This is a genomic window from Mesonia hippocampi (assembly GCF_014197445.1).
Classification (GTDB): Bacteria; Bacteroidota; Bacteroidia; order Flavobacteriales; family Flavobacteriaceae; genus Mesonia; species Mesonia hippocampi.
Map to the genome: position 1 here is coordinate 13,294 of NZ_JACIFO010000015.1, position 16,414 is coordinate 29,707.

Sequence of the window (16,414 nt, forward strand, 5' to 3'; positions counted from 1 at the left end):
TCCCGATAGGCTTTTTACTTTCTTTTCTCCGTTTTTTTTGGTTTTACAGTTCTAGTAAACCATTTGTTTTTTTAACGCCTTCTGCACTTTCGTGTAGTTTTGCTTTTTCGGCTTCGTTAAGTTCTATTTCGACTACTTTTTCGATTCCGTTTTTGCCTAAAATTACAGGAACTCCAATACATAAGTCGTTTAACCCGTATTCTCCTTCTAACAAGGTAGAGCATGGGAACATTTTTTTCTGGTCGCAAGCAATTGCTTGTACTAATCCAGATACTGCTGCTCCTGGTGCATACCAAGCACTTGTTCCTAACATTTTAGTAAGTGTTGCTCCGCCTACTTTTGTATCTGCCGCTACTTGTTCAAGACGTTCTTCCGAGATAAACTCAGAAACACAAACGCTATTTCTAGTGGCTAAACGAGTAAGTGGCACCATCCCTTTATCGCTATGTCCTCCTATTACCATTCCGTCTACATCAGAGATTGGCGCTTCTAAAGCTTCTGCTAAACGATATTTGAAACGTGCACTATCTAAGGCACCTCCCATTCCTATGATTTTGTTTTTAGGTAAACCTGTGGTTTTGTGTACAAGGTAAGTCATGGTATCCATAGGATTACTTACCACGATAATGGTTACATTAGGAGAGTGCTTAATAAGGTTTGCCGATACTTCTTTAACGATTCCTGCATTAATTCCTATCAGCTCTTCTCTCGTCATCCCTGGCTTTCTTGGGATACCACTTGTTATCACAGCGATATCACTATCGGCTGTTTTAGAATAATCGTTTGTACTTCCTACAATCTTGGTATCAAATCCGTTTAATGAAGCAGTTTGCATTAAATCCATTGCTTTACCTTCGGCATAATTTTCTTTAATGTCTAAAATTACTACTTCCGAAGCAAAATTTTTAATCGCAATGTATTCTGCACAACTTGCTCCTACGGCTCCTGCTCCTACTACTGTAACTTTCATATATGTTATTTTATAAAATTAATATTTTTTTAGCTGGTTGCTAATTTACAAAAACAACAGCTTATATAAGAATATTCATAAGTTTTTTTAAAGGAGCTCAAACCTCACTAAAATTACATATTCATCAACATAAAATCCCCACAACTTAATTATTAGCAATAAAATATTGCATTGTATTTTTTTTTGTTAAATTTAACCGACTTCTAAACTACTATTCTTAAAACAGTGACTAAAACTAATTTATATGAAAACTTATTTAATCAAACTCCTGATAGGCATGATTAGTCTTATGAGCTCTACTGCTCAACAAACGCCAGCCATAGAAGATGTTACTTGGTTTGTGCATAGTATAGAAACCGAAAATACTGAGTTAACACACCCTGCTGATGCCGATTTATACACCCAAATAAACGTTGACCTCACCAACAATAAACTTATTGGAGATTTATGCTGTGGTGGCAGTTTTGAAACGCCCATCACCATGGGAATTAACGTATTTACTGCCGATGCTTATACGGGCGACACTCCTATATGCAACAACACCAATAGCACTACGTTTAGCAATACGATTAAAAATTACTTTAAAAACGGTGTGGGTGATAATTTTTATTTCACCATTTCAAAAGCGGGTGATTTTACCCATTTGGAAATTACCAATAGTACGGGAAATACAATAAACTTATACAATACGCCTTTATTTAATATTAATGGGCTTAATAGCAACACGCTAAAACTTACAAGCACAGATAATTTAGACACTTGGTATGTAGACGCCATGCAGGTAAACGGAACCACTTACAACATTCAAGATTTTGTAAATTCAGAGTTTAATACAACTTCAACCTATAATCAAATAAGTATTGAATTCGCTAGTGACGGAACTTTTAAGACGGAAGCCTGCAGTATACTTTCAGGACAGTTTTCTATACATAGTGATAATGAATTAACCTTTGTTTGTGAAAGCTTAACCGCAACTCCTGTTAATTGCCAAAACACCACAACTACCAATTTACAAACTCATTATTTTGATTTCTTTAAAAACAATACTACCGAAGTTTTTAATTTCACATACGGCATTGTAGATTCGGGGGAAGGATGTAGCCCCGAATTTTTCCGCCTTGAAGCTGCTAATGGTGACTTTATAAACTTTTCTAATTGTCCTTACACACTTAGCTCGACTAAGCATAATGCAAAAGATAAATTAAAACTTTACCCTAACCCCACCACCGATTCTTTCTTTATCACAAACAATCTTTCTATCAAGCAAATAGAACTTTATAATATAGAAGGCAAATTAATAAAGCTATTTACACAACCTCAAAATACGTATCAAATTAGCGAGCTTACTAAAGGCATTTATTTAGTAAAAATCAAACAGACGAATACCGCCCACATAACTACAGAGAAGCTTATTATACAATAGGAATATTCTACTTTTTAATACTAAAGCCGTGCTTAAAAACACGGCTTTAGTATATATAAACTCTTACTAAATAAAAAAATCAGCTACACGCCATCACTAGCTCTTGCTCTCCTGTAGGTTCGTCTATTTTTTCTTCCACAACAACAAATCCCTGCTTTTTGTAAAAAGCAATCGAATTTATATTTTTAGCATAAACTCCCAAGGTTAAAGTTTTGCGCTGTTGCTTTACAAACTGCATTAATGCTTTCCCCACTCCTTTACCTTGTTGAGCTGGAGCAACAAATATTGCAGCTATATAATTTTCTAACAAAGACACAAAGCCTATAATTTGCCCTGCTTGCTCATATACATAAGTTTCACTATTTGGAATATAGATTTCTGCCATTTCCTTTTTCTTTTCTTCCCAGTAATTTTTTTCTATAAAATCATGAGCTATTACAGAAGCATCATACCATAATTCGACTAACTTGGCTATATCTTGGGGTTTAAACAATCGTATCATACTTATTTCTTTTTAACTAATTTAAGCTATGTAAACAAAAAAACACCTATAAAAAGCAAGAAGCCATGTTTTTAAACATGGCTTCTTGCTTTTTATAAACGCTTATTATTATGCATCAATATTGGCATATTTTGCATTTTTCTCGATAAACTCTCTACGTGGAGGCACCTCATCTCCCATTAGCATAGAGAATACACGATCTGCTTCTCCTGCATTATCTATAGTTACTTGGCGTAAGGTTCTGTATTCTGGATTCATAGTGGTATCCCAAAGCTGCTCTGCATTCATCTCTCCAAGACCCTTATAACGCTGTACAGTAACCCCTCCTGCATACTCTGCAGCAATCTCATCACGTTCTGCATCACTCCACGCATAACGTTTTCTAGCTCCTTTTTTAATTAAGTATAAAGGTGGTGTAGCAATATAAATATAACCTGCTTCTATTAACTCGCGCATATACCTAAAGAAAAAGGTTAAAATAAGTGTTGCAATGTGACTCCCATCTACATCGGCATCACACATAATCACTACTTTATGGTAACGCAACTTAGAAAGGTTTAATGCTTTACTATCTTCTTCTGTTCCTACGGTTACCCCTAAAGCGGTATAAATATTTCTAATCTCCTCGTTTTCAAATACTCGATGCTGCATCGCTTTTTCAACATTAAGTATTTTACCTCTTAAAGGAAGTATGGCTTGAAAATTACGGTCTCGTCCTTGTTTTGCAGTTCCTCCTGCCGAATCTCCCTCCACTAGAAACACTTCACATATTGCTGGATCTTGCTCTGAACAATCTGAAAGTTTACCTGGTAGGCCTCCTCCGCTCATCACGGTTTTTCGTTGTACCATTTCACGTGCCTTTTTAGCAGCATGTCTTGCTTGAGCTGCAAGAATAACTTTTTGCACAATGGTTTTGGCATCGTTAGGGTTTTCTTCCAAGTAGTTTTCCAACATTTCTGAAACCGCTTGTGAAACTGCCGAGGTTACTTCTCTATTCCCTAATTTTGTTTTTGTTTGCCCTTCAAACTGTGGCTCTGCTACTTTTACAGAAACTATAGCTGTTAATCCTTCACGGAAATCGTCTCCAGAAATTTCAAACTTAAGTTTATCTAGCATTCCAGAAGCATCTGCATACTTTTTAAGCGTAGAGGTAAGTCCTCTTCTAAATCCAGACAGGTGAGTTCCTCCTTCGTGCGTATTGATGTTATTTACATAAGAATGTAAATTTTCTGCATAAGTATTGTTATAAATCATCGCAACCTCTACAGGGATATCGTTCTTTTCTCCCTCCATAGAAATTACTCCTCCAATAATAGGCTCTCTTGTTTCGTCTAAGAAACGGATAAACTCTTTTAAACCTTCTTCTGAATGAAATTGTTCTGAGATAAAATTACCTTCTTCATCCTTATTTCGTTTATCGGTTAAAGAGATGTTAATTCCTTTATTTAAGAAAGCTAATTCTCGTAAACGGTTGGCTAAGGTATCGTAATTATATTCTGTTCCGCCTTTAAAGATGCTTGGGTCTGGCAAAAAGGTTACCTCGGTACCAGAAAGTTCTGTTTCGCCGGTTTGTTTTACAGGATACTTGGCTTTTCCTATTTCGTACTCTTGCTCCCAAATTTGATTATTTCGGTAAACTTTAGCGTGTAAATGCGAAGAAAGTGCGTTTACACAACTTACACCAACCCCGTGAAGCCCTCCTGATACTTTATAGGAGTCTTTATCGAATTTCCCTCCTGCACCAATTTTAGTCATTACTACTTCTAGCGCAGAAACCCCTTCTTTTTTATGTAAATCTACGGGGATTCCTCGACCGTTATCAGAAACCGTAACCGAGTTATTTTCATTAATTGTTACATCTATTCTATCGCAATATCCAGCCATTGCTTCGTCTATCGAGTTATCTACTACCTCGTAAACCAAATGGTGTAAACCTCGTACTCCTACATCTCCAATATACATGGAAGGACGCATACGTACGTGCTCCATCCCTTCTAACGCCTGAATACTATCGGCCGAATAATTTTTCTTTTGTTCTTCGTTCATATTAATAAATTAACATAGCTAAGCTACAAATATAACTATTTTTGTTGGTTTAGAATAACCTAATAACTTAGCCTAAATGCAAGTTATCAACAACCATTTAACATGGCGGCTTTTTTTAACAAGAAATTGTAAACTTTTTAAATTTTATACCCTATAATGATAACCACTAAATTTTTAATGTATGAAATACTTCGGGGTTTTACTATTTATTTTACTTAGCACAAGTATAAACGCACAAGATTTTTCGGATTTAGATAAAAGCCCGATGGATGTTGCACATATTAGAAATAACGATAATTCTCCTATGGCAAGAATTATTTACAGCCGCCCACAAAAAAGAGAACGCGAAATATTTGGTGAACTAGTACCGTACAATACCGTATGGCGTACTGGGGCAAATGAAGCCACCGAACTTACCCTTTATAACGATATGATGATAGAGGATTATTACATTTGTGCAGGCACTTACACTTTATACACCATCCCGAACAAAAATAAATGGACACTAATTATTAACGAAGCCACAAACACTTGGGGAACCAATTATAACCCTGATTTAGATATTGCTAAAATTCCTACTATTCCAAAGCAAGCTGCCGCTCCCATCGAAACTTTTTCTATCGCCTTGCAACCCATCAATCAGGGAGCATTATTACTTATTGGTTGGGACAATATTTATATCGAAATATTAATGAAAAATATTTCTTCTGAATAATTAATAAGTCCTAATTTTTTTAAATTTTATTTTGACAGAAAAAGCATTCATCGTAATATTGCAATATATAAATATAATAATGGGAATTACAAAATCTGAAATTTTTACTGAAAAGCAAAACCAACTTGCACAATTAGCAAAGGCTTTGGCTCACCCAGCACGCATTGCCATTATAGAACACCTTTTAAAAATAAACACATGTATTTGTGGAGATTTGGTAAGTGTTATTGGCCTTGCCCAACCAACTATTTCGCAGCATTTAAAAGAGCTAAAAAAAATTGGCATTATTCAAGGACAAGTAGAAGGCACAAGCGTATGCTACTGTATTAATACTGAAAAATGGAAAGAAATAAGTCTTGCTTTTGAAACTTTTTTTAGTAAAGATACGAATCCCCCTAGTTGTTGTTAAAAAAATTTACCCTTATTAATCGCAATATTACAATATATGAAAACTCTAACCCTTAATGACGTTAAACAAATTTTAAAAGAAAGCACTCAGATTAGCTTTTCATTACCAAACGGAGAATTGGTTCCTGCTCACTTTCATGTTACAGAAATTGGACTTATCGATAAGAAATTTATCGATTGTGGCAGCACCATTCGTCACGAACAACGTATATCTTTCCAACTTTGGAATGCAAATGATTACGACCACCGCTTGCACCCAGAAAAGTTAATCAAAATTATCGAACTCTCTGAAAAAGAGCTTCAGCTACCTAACCTACCAATAGAAGTAGAATACCAAGGAAGAACTATAGAGAAATACAACCTAAGCCATAATGATACTGGGTTTGTACTATCTAAAACACTTACCGATTGCCTAGCACCAGATAAGTGCCAAACACCAAGCATTAAAGTAAAAACAAAAATGGTCGATTTAAACAGCTCGGCAAAAAACACTTGCGACCCCAATTCTGGTTGCTGTTAATACTTAGTTATGAAAACATTATTTCCTCCTATAGAAGCTTATTTAGCGCAACTCTCGCCAAATAACATTACAGAAAAACGCAAGGAGAAGCTTAACATGATAAGTGAGTACATCTACAAAAAACTCAAACAACAAGAACCTGTTGCTTTAAATTTTATATGTACACATAATTCTAGACGTAGTTTTTTGACTAATGTATGGGCTAATGTTTTAGCTTATCATTTTAAGTTACCGCTAATAGAGAGTTATTCTGCAGGAACAGAAGCTACCGAAATTTTCTCCTCATGCTTAGAAGTTTTAGAGGAAAACGGCTTCCAAATCAACAGAAAAAGTAAAGTTCCTGTTAATCCTACTTATGAAATTAAGTTTAGTGAAGCTGCTAAAAAAATTACCGATTATTCTAAAAGTTTAGCACAACAACAGCTAAACCAAGAGTTTATAGCCATACTAACTTGCGATGAAGCCAATCAGGCTTGCCCAATGGTTCCTCGTGCAGAAATAAGGTTTGCACTCCCTTACCAAGACCCCAAATCCTTTGATAAGCTTCCTAATCAAAAGGAAGCCTATCGGGCAACAAATACGCAAATTGCAACAGAACTTTTATACCTCTTTAACGCTTTAGCTAAAATCGCATGAAAAAATTAGATTTTTTAAGTCGGCACCTAAGCCTTTGGATTTTTTTAGCCATGCTGTTAGGCGTTGCTATCGGAAACTTTTTTCCTCAATTTTCTGAAGTAATTTTAGCCTTACAATCAGGTTCTACAAACATTCCGCTAGCCATAGGGCTTATCTTGATGATGTATCCGCCACTGGCAAAAGTAAACTACAAGTTACTTCCGCAGATATTTAAAGATGTTAAGCTTCTTAGCGTATCGCTTATATTAAATTGGATTATTGGCCCTGTACTTATGTTCCTCTTAGCTATCGTATTCTTAAAGGGTTATCCAGAATATCAGATAGGGCTTATTCTTATTGGGCTTGCACGTTGTATAGCCATGGTTTTGGTCTGGAATGACCTTGCTGAAGGAAGCAATGAATACGCCGCAGGACTTGTTGCTTTAAATAGTATTTTCCAAGTGTTTGTATATAGTTTTTACGCATGGTTTTTTATCACCATCTTACCTCCTTATGTTGGTATGGAAAGTGCACTTATCGACATTCCAATTAGCACAATTGCAGAGAGTGTACTCCTTTACTTAGGTTTGCCTTTTGCTTTAGGCGGAATTAGCAGGTATCTGTTGATAAAGTTTAAAGGCAAAAAATGGTTTACTAACAAATACCTCCCGGCTATTTCTCCTGTAACTTTAGTGGCATTGCTTATTACTATTGTAATTATGTTTTCGCTTAAAGCCGAAACCATTGTAGAGCTTCCGCTAGATATCCTAAGAATAGCCATTCCTTTGCTTATCTATTTTATCTTAATGTTCCTTATTGGTTACTTTATGAGCAAACTAAACGGTACACCTTATGATAAAAAAGTTGCTGTTGCCTTTACCGCAGCGGGCAATAACTTTGAGCTCGCTATTGCCGTTGCTATTGCTGTTTTCGGAATTAATTCTGGACAAGCATTTGCTGGCGTTATAGGTCCTTTGGTAGAAGTCCCTGCGCTCTTATTACTTGTTAGGGTTGCATTTTGGCTACGTAAGAAATACGGGTAATATTTACGGAATATTTAAGTATTTATGGGTTTGTAAAGATACTTTCCATTTTGGGTTTTTCATTACATAATCTACAATAAGCGGCACTACTTTATCACGTTTACTCCATTCTGGCTGTAGGTACAAAATACAGTCAGAATTTACTTTTTCGGCTTGTTGTTCAGCAAAAATTAAATCGTTTTTATTATAAACAATTATTTTAAGTTCATCTGCTTGCTTATATGCCTCAGGCGTTGGTAATTTTAGTTTTTTAGGCGATAAACAAAACCAATCCCAAACCCCTGTTACTGCATAAGCTCCAGAAGTTTCTATATGTGTTTTTAATCCTTTGGCTTTTAAGTTTTCTGTAAGCGGACTCATATCCCATGTTAAAGGTTCTCCTCCGGTAATTACAATGGTATCGCTATATTTTTCTGCATTAGCAACAATTTGACCAATCGAAGTTGGCGGATGTTTTTCTGCATCCCAGCTTTCTTTTACATCACACCAATGGCAACCAACATCACAACCTCCTACTCGTATAAAATATGCTGCCGTCCCTTTATGAAAACCTTCTCCTTGTATGGTGTAAAACTCTTCCATGAGTGGTAAATACTGGCCAGTATTTACCAATGCCTGTATATCTTCTTTCTTCATGATGCAAAGGTAGTTATTTAGCTTTAGCCTGCACATTTGTTTTAAATGATTTATATATTCGGAAAGAAATTTTAGGAAAGTATTTGTATTTTTACCTCGAATTTTAAAAATATAAACTTTTGAAAAAGTCAATTTTCGCCCTTAGTATTCTGATTAGCTTCGTATTTAGTTGCCAAAAAAGCAACAATAAATTTCTTATGCAACCTAAAGCTATTGGAGGTTTAACTCCCAAAATACAAGTAAAATCTTTAGATAGTTTATATAAAAATGACTCGCTGGTAAAAGAAAAAACACGCGGAATGTTTGGGAGTAGCAACGAGCTTATAGTCTATGAAAAAGGTGGGAAAAAATTACTAAAATTAGAACCTGCAGAACGCCAAAACGAAAACAGCACCATAAGCAATATAGAAATTCTAGATGCACGCTTTAAAACCCAAAAAGGCATTGGTAAAAACAGTAGCTTTAAAGAAATTACCAACCAATATAACATTAGTAAAATAGAAAATACACTGAGTAAAATTGTTGTTTTTATCGATGAGGAAAACTTATACTTTACAATAGATAAAGATAATATTACAGGAAATGCGCGTTACAACACAAGCATAAAGATAGACAAAACACAAATTCCTGATAACGCCAAAATAGAACAACTTTGGTTAGGTTGGCAATAAATAAAAAAATTACTTTCTTCCTTATTGGGGCTATTCTTACAAGCATAACCATAGGTTGTAAGCATGAGTCTGAACAAGAAAAACAAGTGAATTTTTACAACATCCCTACTTTTTCTAAACAAGGAGTATTACAAGCCATTGTTGAAACCCCTACAGGAACCACAAACCCGATAACTTACAACCCTAAAAATAATTCTTTCAACACAGACACTTCTTATTCAAAAAGAAACAACCCCTTACCCTATTTAGGCAATTACGGATTTATTCCTTCTACGCACAAAGGAAATTCCGCCATAGAAGTTTTTATTTTAGCCGACACCTTACCTACTGCTAGTATTATAGGCATCCAACCCATTGCATTAATCAAAGCAAAAAGGCAAGAAGAAGAAATTGCAAAAATAATTGCTATCCCCCAAAAAAAAGAACACCAAGTTTTATCTATTAAAAACTTTAAAGAACTTTATGAAGAATTTCCCGAAACAAGGAAAGAAATAAACAATTGGCTGTTACAACATAATGCTGCTAAAAACTATAAAATTATGGCTTGGCAAGATGAAACAGCTGCTTGGAAGCTTATTGAAAACAGCTTAGAAAAAGCATAAAAACTTTTCTTATTTTTGCATGTTAGGAAATTTAAAATGAGAAAGAAAATAAAAAAATATTTGCCAAAAATTATTGGTATTCAGTTAAGCTCCTTATACCTTATCAACCCTAAAAAGGCCACGAAAAAAGCTTATTACTTATTTTGTTCGCCTAGACGAGGCCGTATAAAACCAGAACAAAAAGATTTCCTTAACACCGCAAAAAAAGAAGTTTTAACCATCCAGCAAACTCCCATACAAACCTATCACTGGGAAGGAAGCGGAAATACGGTATTGCTTATACATGGTTGGGAAAGCAACACTCACCGTTGGAAAGAGTTAATTACAGAACTTCAAGAAAAAAACTTTAATATTATTGCTTTTGATGCTCCCGCACACGGAAACTCGGGAGGAAAAATTATAAATATTCCTATTTATGCTAACATAGCAGACGTCTTAGTGAAAAAATTTACTCCAGATTACCTGGTAGGCCATAGCATGGGAGGAATGACAAGCGTTTATTACCAACATTTCTTTACAGAAAATACCATAAAAAAAACCGTTTTATTAGGCGCCCCTTCAGAACTTGACCGCATTATGTATGGCTATCAAAAAATCTTGAATTTAAATAATAAATTTATGGCAGATTTAGAACAAATTTTTGTGCGTAAATTTAATTTTCGCTTCAAAGAATTTTCGGTAGCAAACTTTGCTAAAACAATCCAAAACCCAACACTTATTATTCACGATCAATACGATAAAATTGTTCCTTTGACCGAAGCAGAAAAAATAAAACAAAATCTAAAAGATGTAGAATTGCTAATTACCGAAGGTGCAGGACACTCGTTAAACAACCAAATGATAAACCAAAAAATAACCCGTTTTTTGCTAAACCATAAACACCATGAGTAACGAAACCACTAAAGAAATACGCATAAACAAATACTTAAGCCAAATAGGGTTTTGTTCTCGTAGAAAAGCCGATACCCTCATCGAAGAAAATCGCGTTCGCATAAATGGAGAACTACCTGAAGTAGGCACCAAAATCACAGAAGCCGATGTAGTTACCGTAGACGGAAAGCCCGTAGCTACTAAAAATGACTTTGTTTACCTTGCCTTAAACAAGCCTGTAGGAATTGTTTGCACTACCGATACTAAAAGAGAAAAAGCCAATATTGTAGACTTTATGAAGTACCCTAAACGTATCTTCCCAATAGGCCGCTTAGACAAACCCAGCGAAGGACTTATATTACTTACTAACGATGGTGATATTGTAAATAAAATATTGCGCGCAAAAAACAATCATGAGAAAGAGTACATCGTATCGGTAAACAAACCCATTACCCCCGATTTTATAGAAAAAATGAGTAACGGAGTCCCTATTCTAGATACGGTAACTCGAAAATGTAAGGTAGAAAAATTAGGCAATCACACATTTAAGATAATCCTTACACAAGGGCTAAACCGACAAATACGACGCATGTGTGAATACTTAGATTACCAAGTTACACGCTTACAACGTATCAGGATTATGAACATACATTTAGATACGCCAGTGGGTAAATACAGAGAATTAACCCAAAAAGAACTAGCAACACTAAACCACCTTATTGGGAACTCCTCTAAAACTCATGAGTAAAACTTTTTCTTCTATAAAAATTAGCACCTAATTTTATACTTTTATAAAATTTATTTTTACTTTTAGCAAGATAATCCATTACTAACCAATTAAAAGCATGAAAAAACTATCGCCCGAATTAGTTCGACAACTTTTTCTATTAATCTTAGTTTTAATACTTGGTCTTCTTATATTTTTTGAGATGCTTCCTTATCTATCTGGAGTTTTAGGAGCCGTTACGATGCATATCCTTTTTAAGGGATGGATGAGTAAATTGGTAAAAAAAGGATTAGGAGAAAGCCTAGCAGCAAGCATTATTATTGTTGTTTCGGTTTTTATCATCGTAATTCCAGTAACAGGGATTATCTTATTATTAAGCTCTAAAATATCAAGAGCCGTACAAAATTTCCAAGAGGTAGCTCTTATTATTAAAGAGCAATTTACAGAGTTAGAAACTTCTTTTGGCTATAGTATAAGCCAAAGCATAGATACTTCTAAAATTACCGATTGGGTTAGCACCAACCTTCAGAGTCTTGCTGGCGGAACCTTTAATATTGTTATCGCTATAGGGGTAATGTATTTTATACTCTATTACCTGCTTATTAACAGAAATAACCTGCAAAGCTCGTTAGTTGGCTATATTCCCATGAATCAGGAAAACATTAATATTATAGGCAAGGAAACTAACGAAACTGTAAAAGCAAACGCTATTGGAATCCCTCTTGTTGCGTTATGCCAAGGAATTATAGCTTTAATCGGTTATTTAATTTTCGGAGTTCCAGATCCATTTTTCTGGTTTGTAGTTACCACTATCGGCTCCATGATTCCTTTTGTAGGTACTGCCATTGGTGTTATTCCTGTTACAATTATTCTACTTGCCCAAGGAAACACTTGGCAAGCAATTGCTATTCTTATTTATGGCATTGTTGTGGTAGGCTCTACAGATAATATTATACGTTTAATGATTTTAAAACGCCTGTCTGATGTGCATCCTTTAGTTACCTTAATTGGGGTAATTGTTGGTGTTCCGTTATTTGGGTTTATCGGACTTATTTTCGGTCCTTTAATCATCTCGTTATTTATGCTTATGGTAAAACTCTATAAATATGAGTACGGGAAAAACCCTAAACAAATAAGTCTAGAAGATGTCTTAAAAAATAATGATGAATAAAGTAAGGCTCCTAAAAGCTAGGATACTTATTTAGTAAGCAAATCCATAAAAAGCAAAATACATCAGCTAATCTATATTCTTTTTAATAATCTTTTTGATTTTTAGCATAATTACGCCAACGCGCTATACATTGCTCAATATCTTCTGGCAGCTCACTGCTAAAACTCATCCACTCTTTTGTTTTAGGATGTTCAAAACCTAATGTTTTTGCGTGTAATGCTTGCCTAGGTAAAATTTTAAAACAATTATCTACAAATTGACGGTATTTTGTAAATGAAGTTCCTTTTAATATTTTCTCACCTCCATAGCGTTCATCGTTAAAAAGCGTATGCCCAATGTGTTTACAATGCACTCTAATTTGGTGTGTTCGTCCTGTTTCTAGCTTACAGGAAATTAATGTTACGTATCCAAAACGCTCTAAAACTTTATAGTGTGTTACTGCAGGTTTTCCTTTATCAGCTTCATCGCCTTCAAATACGGTATTTTGAAGTCTGTTTTTAGGATGCCTTCCTATGTTTCCTTCTATAGTACCTTCCTCTTCCTCTACATTTCCCCACACCAAGGCTACATATTCACGCTCGCTGGTTTTATTAAAAAACTGCTTTGCAAGATGCGTCATGGCCTCCTCTGTTTTAGCAACTACCAAAAGTCCACTTGTATCTTTGTCTATTCGGTGAACTAACCCAGGCCTATCGCTACTGTTGTGTGGTAGGTTTTCAAAATGATAGATAAGGGCATTAATCAATGTTCCTGAGTAATTACCATGCCCAGGATGTACTACCATTCCTGCAGGTTTGTTTACCACCAAAAGCGTATCATCTTCATAAACTACATCTAACGGAATATTTTCTGGAGTAAGCAAAAACTCATATGGTGGGTGCTCAAACATTACCTGCACCTCGTCACCAGCTTTTACTTTATAATTTTGCTTTACAACTTCCCCATTTACATAAACATTGCCATTTTTTGCCGCTTGTTGTACTTTATTTCGAGTAGCATTTTCAATAAAATTCATTAAAAACTTATCTACACGTAAAGGCTCTTGTCCTTTTGCGGCTACAAATTTATGGTGTTCGTATAAATCGTCCGTTTCGGGTAACTCTTGTGGGTTTTCTTGCATATTTTAATTTAGTAATTAGATTTCCCGTCGCCTAAGATCAAATCTATTTTAGTTGTTTTCATCAGTTTATCGCCAGCATTTATGGTTTCCCCATTAGCTCGCATCTCTAAGACCGCATCTCTAGCTATATCTGGACGGTAAGAGATCTCTCCAATCTCGAAACCTAACGAGCGTAAAGTAGGCGCTACTTGTCGTCTTGTTTTTCCTAATAAATAGCTCGGGATTTCTATTTTAGCATAACCCGAAGGATTTAACGTTAAGTATATTTTTCTATTCTCTTTTACCAATTTTCCTGCTGCTGGCACTTGTTCTATTACCGAATATTTAGGATAATTGGGGTTATAGTTGGCAGAGTCTAAAATTTCTCGCTGTAAATGCAATGTTTCTAGCTCGGCATCAACCTTATCTAGTGTCATTTTGGTTAAATCTGGCACTTCGATATGCTCGTTATGGTTGGTGGTGTTCTCTAACCAATTCATCATAAAAAATATACCTACCACTACAACGACTATGGCTAAAATTAACTGAATGAAAAATGTTTTACTTGTAAGAAATTTCAGTAGCTTCATTATTCTAAAAATTATTAGGCAAAGATATAAAAACAAGCGTATTTTTGTTTAATTAAATTAATAACCTGCGTTGGATTATTAAATGTTGACTAAATAAGCTTAATCAATTTTATTGCATGAAAAAAAATGTTGCCATTGCGATGGGAGGATATTCTAGCGAATATAAGATTTCGTTGAATAGCGGAGAACTCGTTTACAATTATTTAGACCGTGAATTATATAACCTTTACCGCGTACATATTTTATTAGAAGGCTGGTTTGTAGTTACCGATAACAACGAAAAATTTCCTATCGATAAAAATGATTTCTCGGTTAATATCCAGGATAAAAAAATAACGTTCGATGTTGTTTTTAACAGTATTCATGGTACTCCAGGAGAAGACGGCATTTTTCAGGCGTATCTAAATATTCTTGGCATTCCACAAACATCTTCGGCATTTTACCCTGCTGCGCTCACGTTTAACAAACGCGACTGCATTAGTATTTTACGGGCTTACGGCATTCAAACAGCTCCTAATTACTTACTTAATGAAGGCGATGACATCAACACTAAAGCCATTATTGAAAAAGTAGGTTTACCCTGTTTTGTAAAAGCAAATAAAGCAGGAAGTAGCTTTGGGATTTCTAAAGTTTATAAAGAAGAAGAATTAGAAAAAGCCATACATTTCTCGTATAAAGAGGATGACGAGGTGATTATCGAATCTTTTTTAGACGGCACCGAAGTCTCTGTAGGAGTTATGAACTATCAAAATGAAATTACCGCACTCCCAGTAACCGAAATTATTAGCGACAATGATTTTTTTGATTACAAAGCAAAGTATCTTGGCGAATCTCAGGAGATTACCCCCGCAAATATTTCTGACGAAAATCGTATAAAAGTCCAAAAACAAGCCATAAAAATCTTCAAAATTTTAAAGCTCAATGGTTTTGCTCGTGCCGAGTTTATTTTTCATCATCATGAGCCTCATTTCCTAGAAATAAACACTTGCCCAGGACTTAGCGAGGCTAGTATCATTCCGCAGCAAGTAAAAGCGGCAGGCATTAGCTTAAAAGCCTTTTTTACCGAAATGGTTCGCACTGCCCTTCAATCTTAATTAGTTTATGTACATTCGTAAAAATTAAAACATCATATTTTATGAAACGAGCTGTTTTTCCAGGATCTTTTGACCCCATTACACTTGGGCACTACGATATTATAGAACGTGGCTTAACACTTTTTGATGAAATTATTTTAGCCATTGGTGTAAATGCCGATAAAAAATACATGTTTAGTTTAGCTCAACGCAAAGCTTTTCTAGAAAAAACCTTTGCAAACGAACCTCGCATAAAAATAAAAACCTATAAAGGCTTAACCGTAGAATTTTGTAAACAAGAAAATGCAGAGTTTATTTTGCGTGGCTTACGTAATCCTGCCGATTTTGAATTTGAAAAAGCCATTGCGCATACAAACCGAAGATTAGAAAAAATAGAAACTATCTTTTTACTAACCTCTAGCGGAAAAAGCTATATTTCCTCCTCTATCGTACGCGATGTAATTAGAAATAACGGAGATTACACCTTGTTAGTTCCTAATGCGGTAAGGGTTTAACTAGAAAAAACACTAAATACTTATTAACCACACAACAGAATTCTCCTAGTATCGGAAAACACCTTTTTAAATATACAAATACATTTTCTTAGCTTTTAAAAGGTTTTCTCAAGAATAAAACTATTGGTTGTGTTGCGAACATCTATTACCCCATAAAAACAACAAGACCGCTCTCTATAATTAGAGAACGGCCTTGAAGAACTTCAGTTATGAATTCT

Annotated in this window: 19 protein-coding genes; 13 read left to right on the forward strand and 6 right to left on the reverse strand. The window is 35.0% G+C overall.

Annotation, left to right across the window (positions count from 1 at the left end):
- Nucleotides 1-43: 43 nt before the first annotated feature.
- Nucleotides 44-970, reverse strand: a complete 927-nt coding sequence (gene mdh, locus GGR32_RS11525; RefSeq protein ID WP_183478357.1) for a malate dehydrogenase — start codon at nt 968-970, stop codon at nt 44-46.
- A 244-nt stretch (nt 971-1,214) separates the two neighbouring features.
- Between mdh and GGR32_RS11530 the strand changes: the two genes are divergently transcribed.
- A complete protein-coding gene (locus GGR32_RS11530) occupies nt 1,215-2,393 on the forward strand; it encodes a T9SS type A sorting domain-containing protein (RefSeq protein ID WP_183478358.1) in 1,179 nt (392 codons plus the stop codon).
- A gap of 79 nt (nt 2,394-2,472) precedes the next feature.
- Here the strand turns inward: GGR32_RS11530 and GGR32_RS11535 are convergent, their stop codons facing one another.
- Together GGR32_RS11535 and gyrB are read right to left on the reverse strand one after the other, a co-directional pair.
- On the reverse strand, nt 2,473-2,895 hold the full coding sequence (locus GGR32_RS11535) for an N-acetyltransferase (protein ID WP_183478359.1): 423 nt from the start codon (nt 2,893-2,895) through the stop codon (nt 2,473-2,475).
- Between the two features lie 108 nt (nt 2,896-3,003).
- Nucleotides 3,004-4,941, reverse strand: a complete 1,938-nt coding sequence (gyrB, locus tag GGR32_RS11540) for a DNA topoisomerase (ATP-hydrolyzing) subunit B (RefSeq protein WP_183478360.1) — start codon at nt 4,939-4,941, stop codon at nt 3,004-3,006.
- 181 nt (nt 4,942-5,122) lie between these two features.
- Between gyrB and GGR32_RS11545 the strand changes: the two genes are divergently transcribed.
- The 5 genes from GGR32_RS11545 (at nt 5,123) to arsB (ending at nt 8,242) form a co-directional block, all read left to right on the forward strand.
- Nucleotides 5,123-5,656, forward strand: a complete 534-nt coding sequence (locus tag GGR32_RS11545; RefSeq protein ID WP_183478361.1) for a DUF2911 domain-containing protein — start codon at nt 5,123-5,125, stop codon at nt 5,654-5,656.
- A gap of 79 nt (nt 5,657-5,735) precedes the next feature.
- Entirely contained in the window at nt 5,736-6,065 is a 330-nt protein-coding gene (locus GGR32_RS11550) for an ArsR/SmtB family transcription factor (RefSeq protein ID WP_183478376.1), read from the forward strand.
- A gap of 36 nt (nt 6,066-6,101) precedes the next feature.
- Nucleotides 6,102-6,584, forward strand: coding sequence for a DUF6428 family protein (locus GGR32_RS11555; protein ID WP_183478362.1), 483 nt, complete (start codon nt 6,102-6,104; stop codon nt 6,582-6,584).
- Nucleotides 6,585-6,593: 9 nt separating this feature from the next.
- A complete protein-coding gene (locus GGR32_RS11560) occupies nt 6,594-7,220 on the forward strand; it encodes a low molecular weight phosphatase family protein (RefSeq protein ID WP_183478363.1) in 627 nt (208 codons plus the stop codon).
- Nucleotides 7,217-8,242: an ACR3 family arsenite efflux transporter gene (arsB, locus tag GGR32_RS11565; RefSeq protein ID WP_183478364.1), complete on the forward strand. Its 1,026-nt coding sequence runs from the start codon at nt 7,217-7,219 to the stop codon at nt 8,240-8,242. Before GGR32_RS11560 ends, arsB begins: the two co-directional genes overlap by 4 nt.
- 3 nt (nt 8,243-8,245) lie before the next feature.
- On the opposite strand, the gene GGR32_RS11570 is transcribed toward arsB, so the two are convergent.
- Nucleotides 8,246-8,878 (reverse strand): 7-carboxy-7-deazaguanine synthase QueE, encoded by a 633-nt coding sequence (locus GGR32_RS11570; protein ID WP_183478365.1) that lies wholly within the window; start codon nt 8,876-8,878, stop codon nt 8,246-8,248.
- Between the two features lie 197 nt (nt 8,879-9,075).
- Between GGR32_RS11570 and GGR32_RS11575 the strand changes: the two genes are divergently transcribed.
- From GGR32_RS11575 to GGR32_RS11595, 5 genes are all read left to right on the forward strand, one after another.
- Nucleotides 9,076-9,549, forward strand: coding sequence for a hypothetical protein (locus GGR32_RS11575; RefSeq protein WP_183478366.1), 474 nt, complete (start codon nt 9,076-9,078; stop codon nt 9,547-9,549).
- Nucleotides 9,540-10,151, forward strand: a complete 612-nt coding sequence (locus GGR32_RS11580; protein ID WP_183478367.1) for an inorganic diphosphatase — start codon at nt 9,540-9,542, stop codon at nt 10,149-10,151. The genes GGR32_RS11575 and GGR32_RS11580 overlap by 10 nt, the downstream gene beginning before the upstream one ends.
- A 36-nt stretch (nt 10,152-10,187) precedes the next feature.
- Nucleotides 10,188-11,042, forward strand: coding sequence for an alpha/beta hydrolase (locus tag GGR32_RS11585; protein WP_183478368.1), 855 nt, complete (start codon nt 10,188-10,190; stop codon nt 11,040-11,042).
- The gene (rluF, locus tag GGR32_RS11590; RefSeq protein WP_183478369.1) at nt 11,035-11,769 is read left to right on the forward strand and encodes a 23S rRNA pseudouridine(2604) synthase RluF; all 735 of its coding nucleotides are present in this window, start codon (nt 11,035-11,037) and stop codon (nt 11,767-11,769) included. The genes GGR32_RS11585 and rluF overlap by 8 nt, the downstream gene beginning before the upstream one ends.
- Nucleotides 11,770-11,866: 97 nt before the next feature.
- Nucleotides 11,867-12,919 (forward strand): AI-2E family transporter, encoded by a 1,053-nt coding sequence (locus GGR32_RS11595; RefSeq protein ID WP_183478370.1) that lies wholly within the window; start codon nt 11,867-11,869, stop codon nt 12,917-12,919.
- Nucleotides 12,920-13,001: 82 nt separating this feature from the next.
- Here GGR32_RS11595 and GGR32_RS11600 read toward each other — a convergent pair whose 3' ends face one another.
- Complete coding sequence (locus tag GGR32_RS11600; protein ID WP_183478371.1) at nt 13,002-14,039, reverse strand: RluA family pseudouridine synthase; 1,038 nt, start codon at nt 14,037-14,039, stop codon at nt 13,002-13,004.
- A gap of 8 nt (nt 14,040-14,047) precedes the next feature.
- The gene (locus GGR32_RS11605; RefSeq protein ID WP_183478372.1) at nt 14,048-14,608 is read right to left on the reverse strand and encodes a PASTA domain-containing protein; all 561 of its coding nucleotides are present in this window, start codon (nt 14,606-14,608) and stop codon (nt 14,048-14,050) included.
- A 116-nt stretch (nt 14,609-14,724) separates the two neighbouring features.
- Between GGR32_RS11605 and GGR32_RS11610 the strand changes: the two genes are divergently transcribed.
- Nucleotides 14,725-15,702, forward strand: coding sequence for a D-alanine--D-alanine ligase (locus GGR32_RS11610; RefSeq protein WP_183478373.1), 978 nt, complete (start codon nt 14,725-14,727; stop codon nt 15,700-15,702).
- Between the two features lie 41 nt (nt 15,703-15,743).
- Nucleotides 15,744-16,196: a pantetheine-phosphate adenylyltransferase gene (gene coaD / locus GGR32_RS11615; protein WP_183478374.1), complete on the forward strand. Its 453-nt coding sequence runs from the start codon at nt 15,744-15,746 to the stop codon at nt 16,194-16,196.
- Nucleotides 16,197-16,414: the final 218 nt, after the last annotated feature.

Coding starts and splice junctions, on each gene's coding strand:
- GGR32_RS11530 (WP_183478358.1), top strand. CDS start 1,215: ATGAAAACTTATTTAATCAAACTCCTGATAGGCATGATTAGTCTTATG.
- GGR32_RS11560 (WP_183478363.1), top strand. CDS start 6,594: ATGAAAACATTATTTCCTCCTATAGAAGCTTATTTAGCGCAACTCTCG.
- GGR32_RS11555 (WP_183478362.1), top strand. CDS start 6,102: ATGAAAACTCTAACCCTTAATGACGTTAAACAAATTTTAAAAGAAAGC.
- rluF (WP_183478369.1), top strand. CDS start 11,035: ATGAGTAACGAAACCACTAAAGAAATACGCATAAACAAATACTTAAGC.
- coaD (WP_183478374.1), top strand. CDS start 15,744: ATGAAACGAGCTGTTTTTCCAGGATCTTTTGACCCCATTACACTTGGG.
- GGR32_RS11570 (WP_183478365.1), bottom strand. CDS start 8,878: ATGAAGAAAGAAGATATACAGGCATTGGTAAATACTGGCCAGTATTTA.
- GGR32_RS11610 (WP_183478373.1), top strand. CDS start 14,725: ATGAAAAAAAATGTTGCCATTGCGATGGGAGGATATTCTAGCGAATAT.
- mdh (WP_183478357.1), bottom strand. CDS start 970: ATGAAAGTTACAGTAGTAGGAGCAGGAGCCGTAGGAGCAAGTTGTGCA.
- arsB (WP_183478364.1), top strand. CDS start 7,217: ATGAAAAAATTAGATTTTTTAAGTCGGCACCTAAGCCTTTGGATTTTT.
- GGR32_RS11545 (WP_183478361.1), top strand. CDS start 5,123: ATGAAATACTTCGGGGTTTTACTATTTATTTTACTTAGCACAAGTATA.
- GGR32_RS11535 (WP_183478359.1), bottom strand. CDS start 2,895: ATGATACGATTGTTTAAACCCCAAGATATAGCCAAGTTAGTCGAATTA.
- GGR32_RS11550 (WP_183478376.1), top strand. CDS start 5,736: ATGGGAATTACAAAATCTGAAATTTTTACTGAAAAGCAAAACCAACTT.
- gyrB (WP_183478360.1), bottom strand. CDS start 4,941: ATGAACGAAGAACAAAAGAAAAATTATTCGGCCGATAGTATTCAGGCG.
- GGR32_RS11595 (WP_183478370.1), top strand. CDS start 11,867: ATGAAAAAACTATCGCCCGAATTAGTTCGACAACTTTTTCTATTAATC.
- GGR32_RS11585 (WP_183478368.1), top strand. CDS start 10,188: ATGAGAAAGAAAATAAAAAAATATTTGCCAAAAATTATTGGTATTCAG.
- GGR32_RS11605 (WP_183478372.1), bottom strand. CDS start 14,608: ATGAAGCTACTGAAATTTCTTACAAGTAAAACATTTTTCATTCAGTTA.
- GGR32_RS11600 (WP_183478371.1), bottom strand. CDS start 14,039: ATGCAAGAAAACCCACAAGAGTTACCCGAAACGGACGATTTATACGAA.
- GGR32_RS11575 (WP_183478366.1), top strand. CDS start 9,076: ATGCAACCTAAAGCTATTGGAGGTTTAACTCCCAAAATACAAGTAAAA.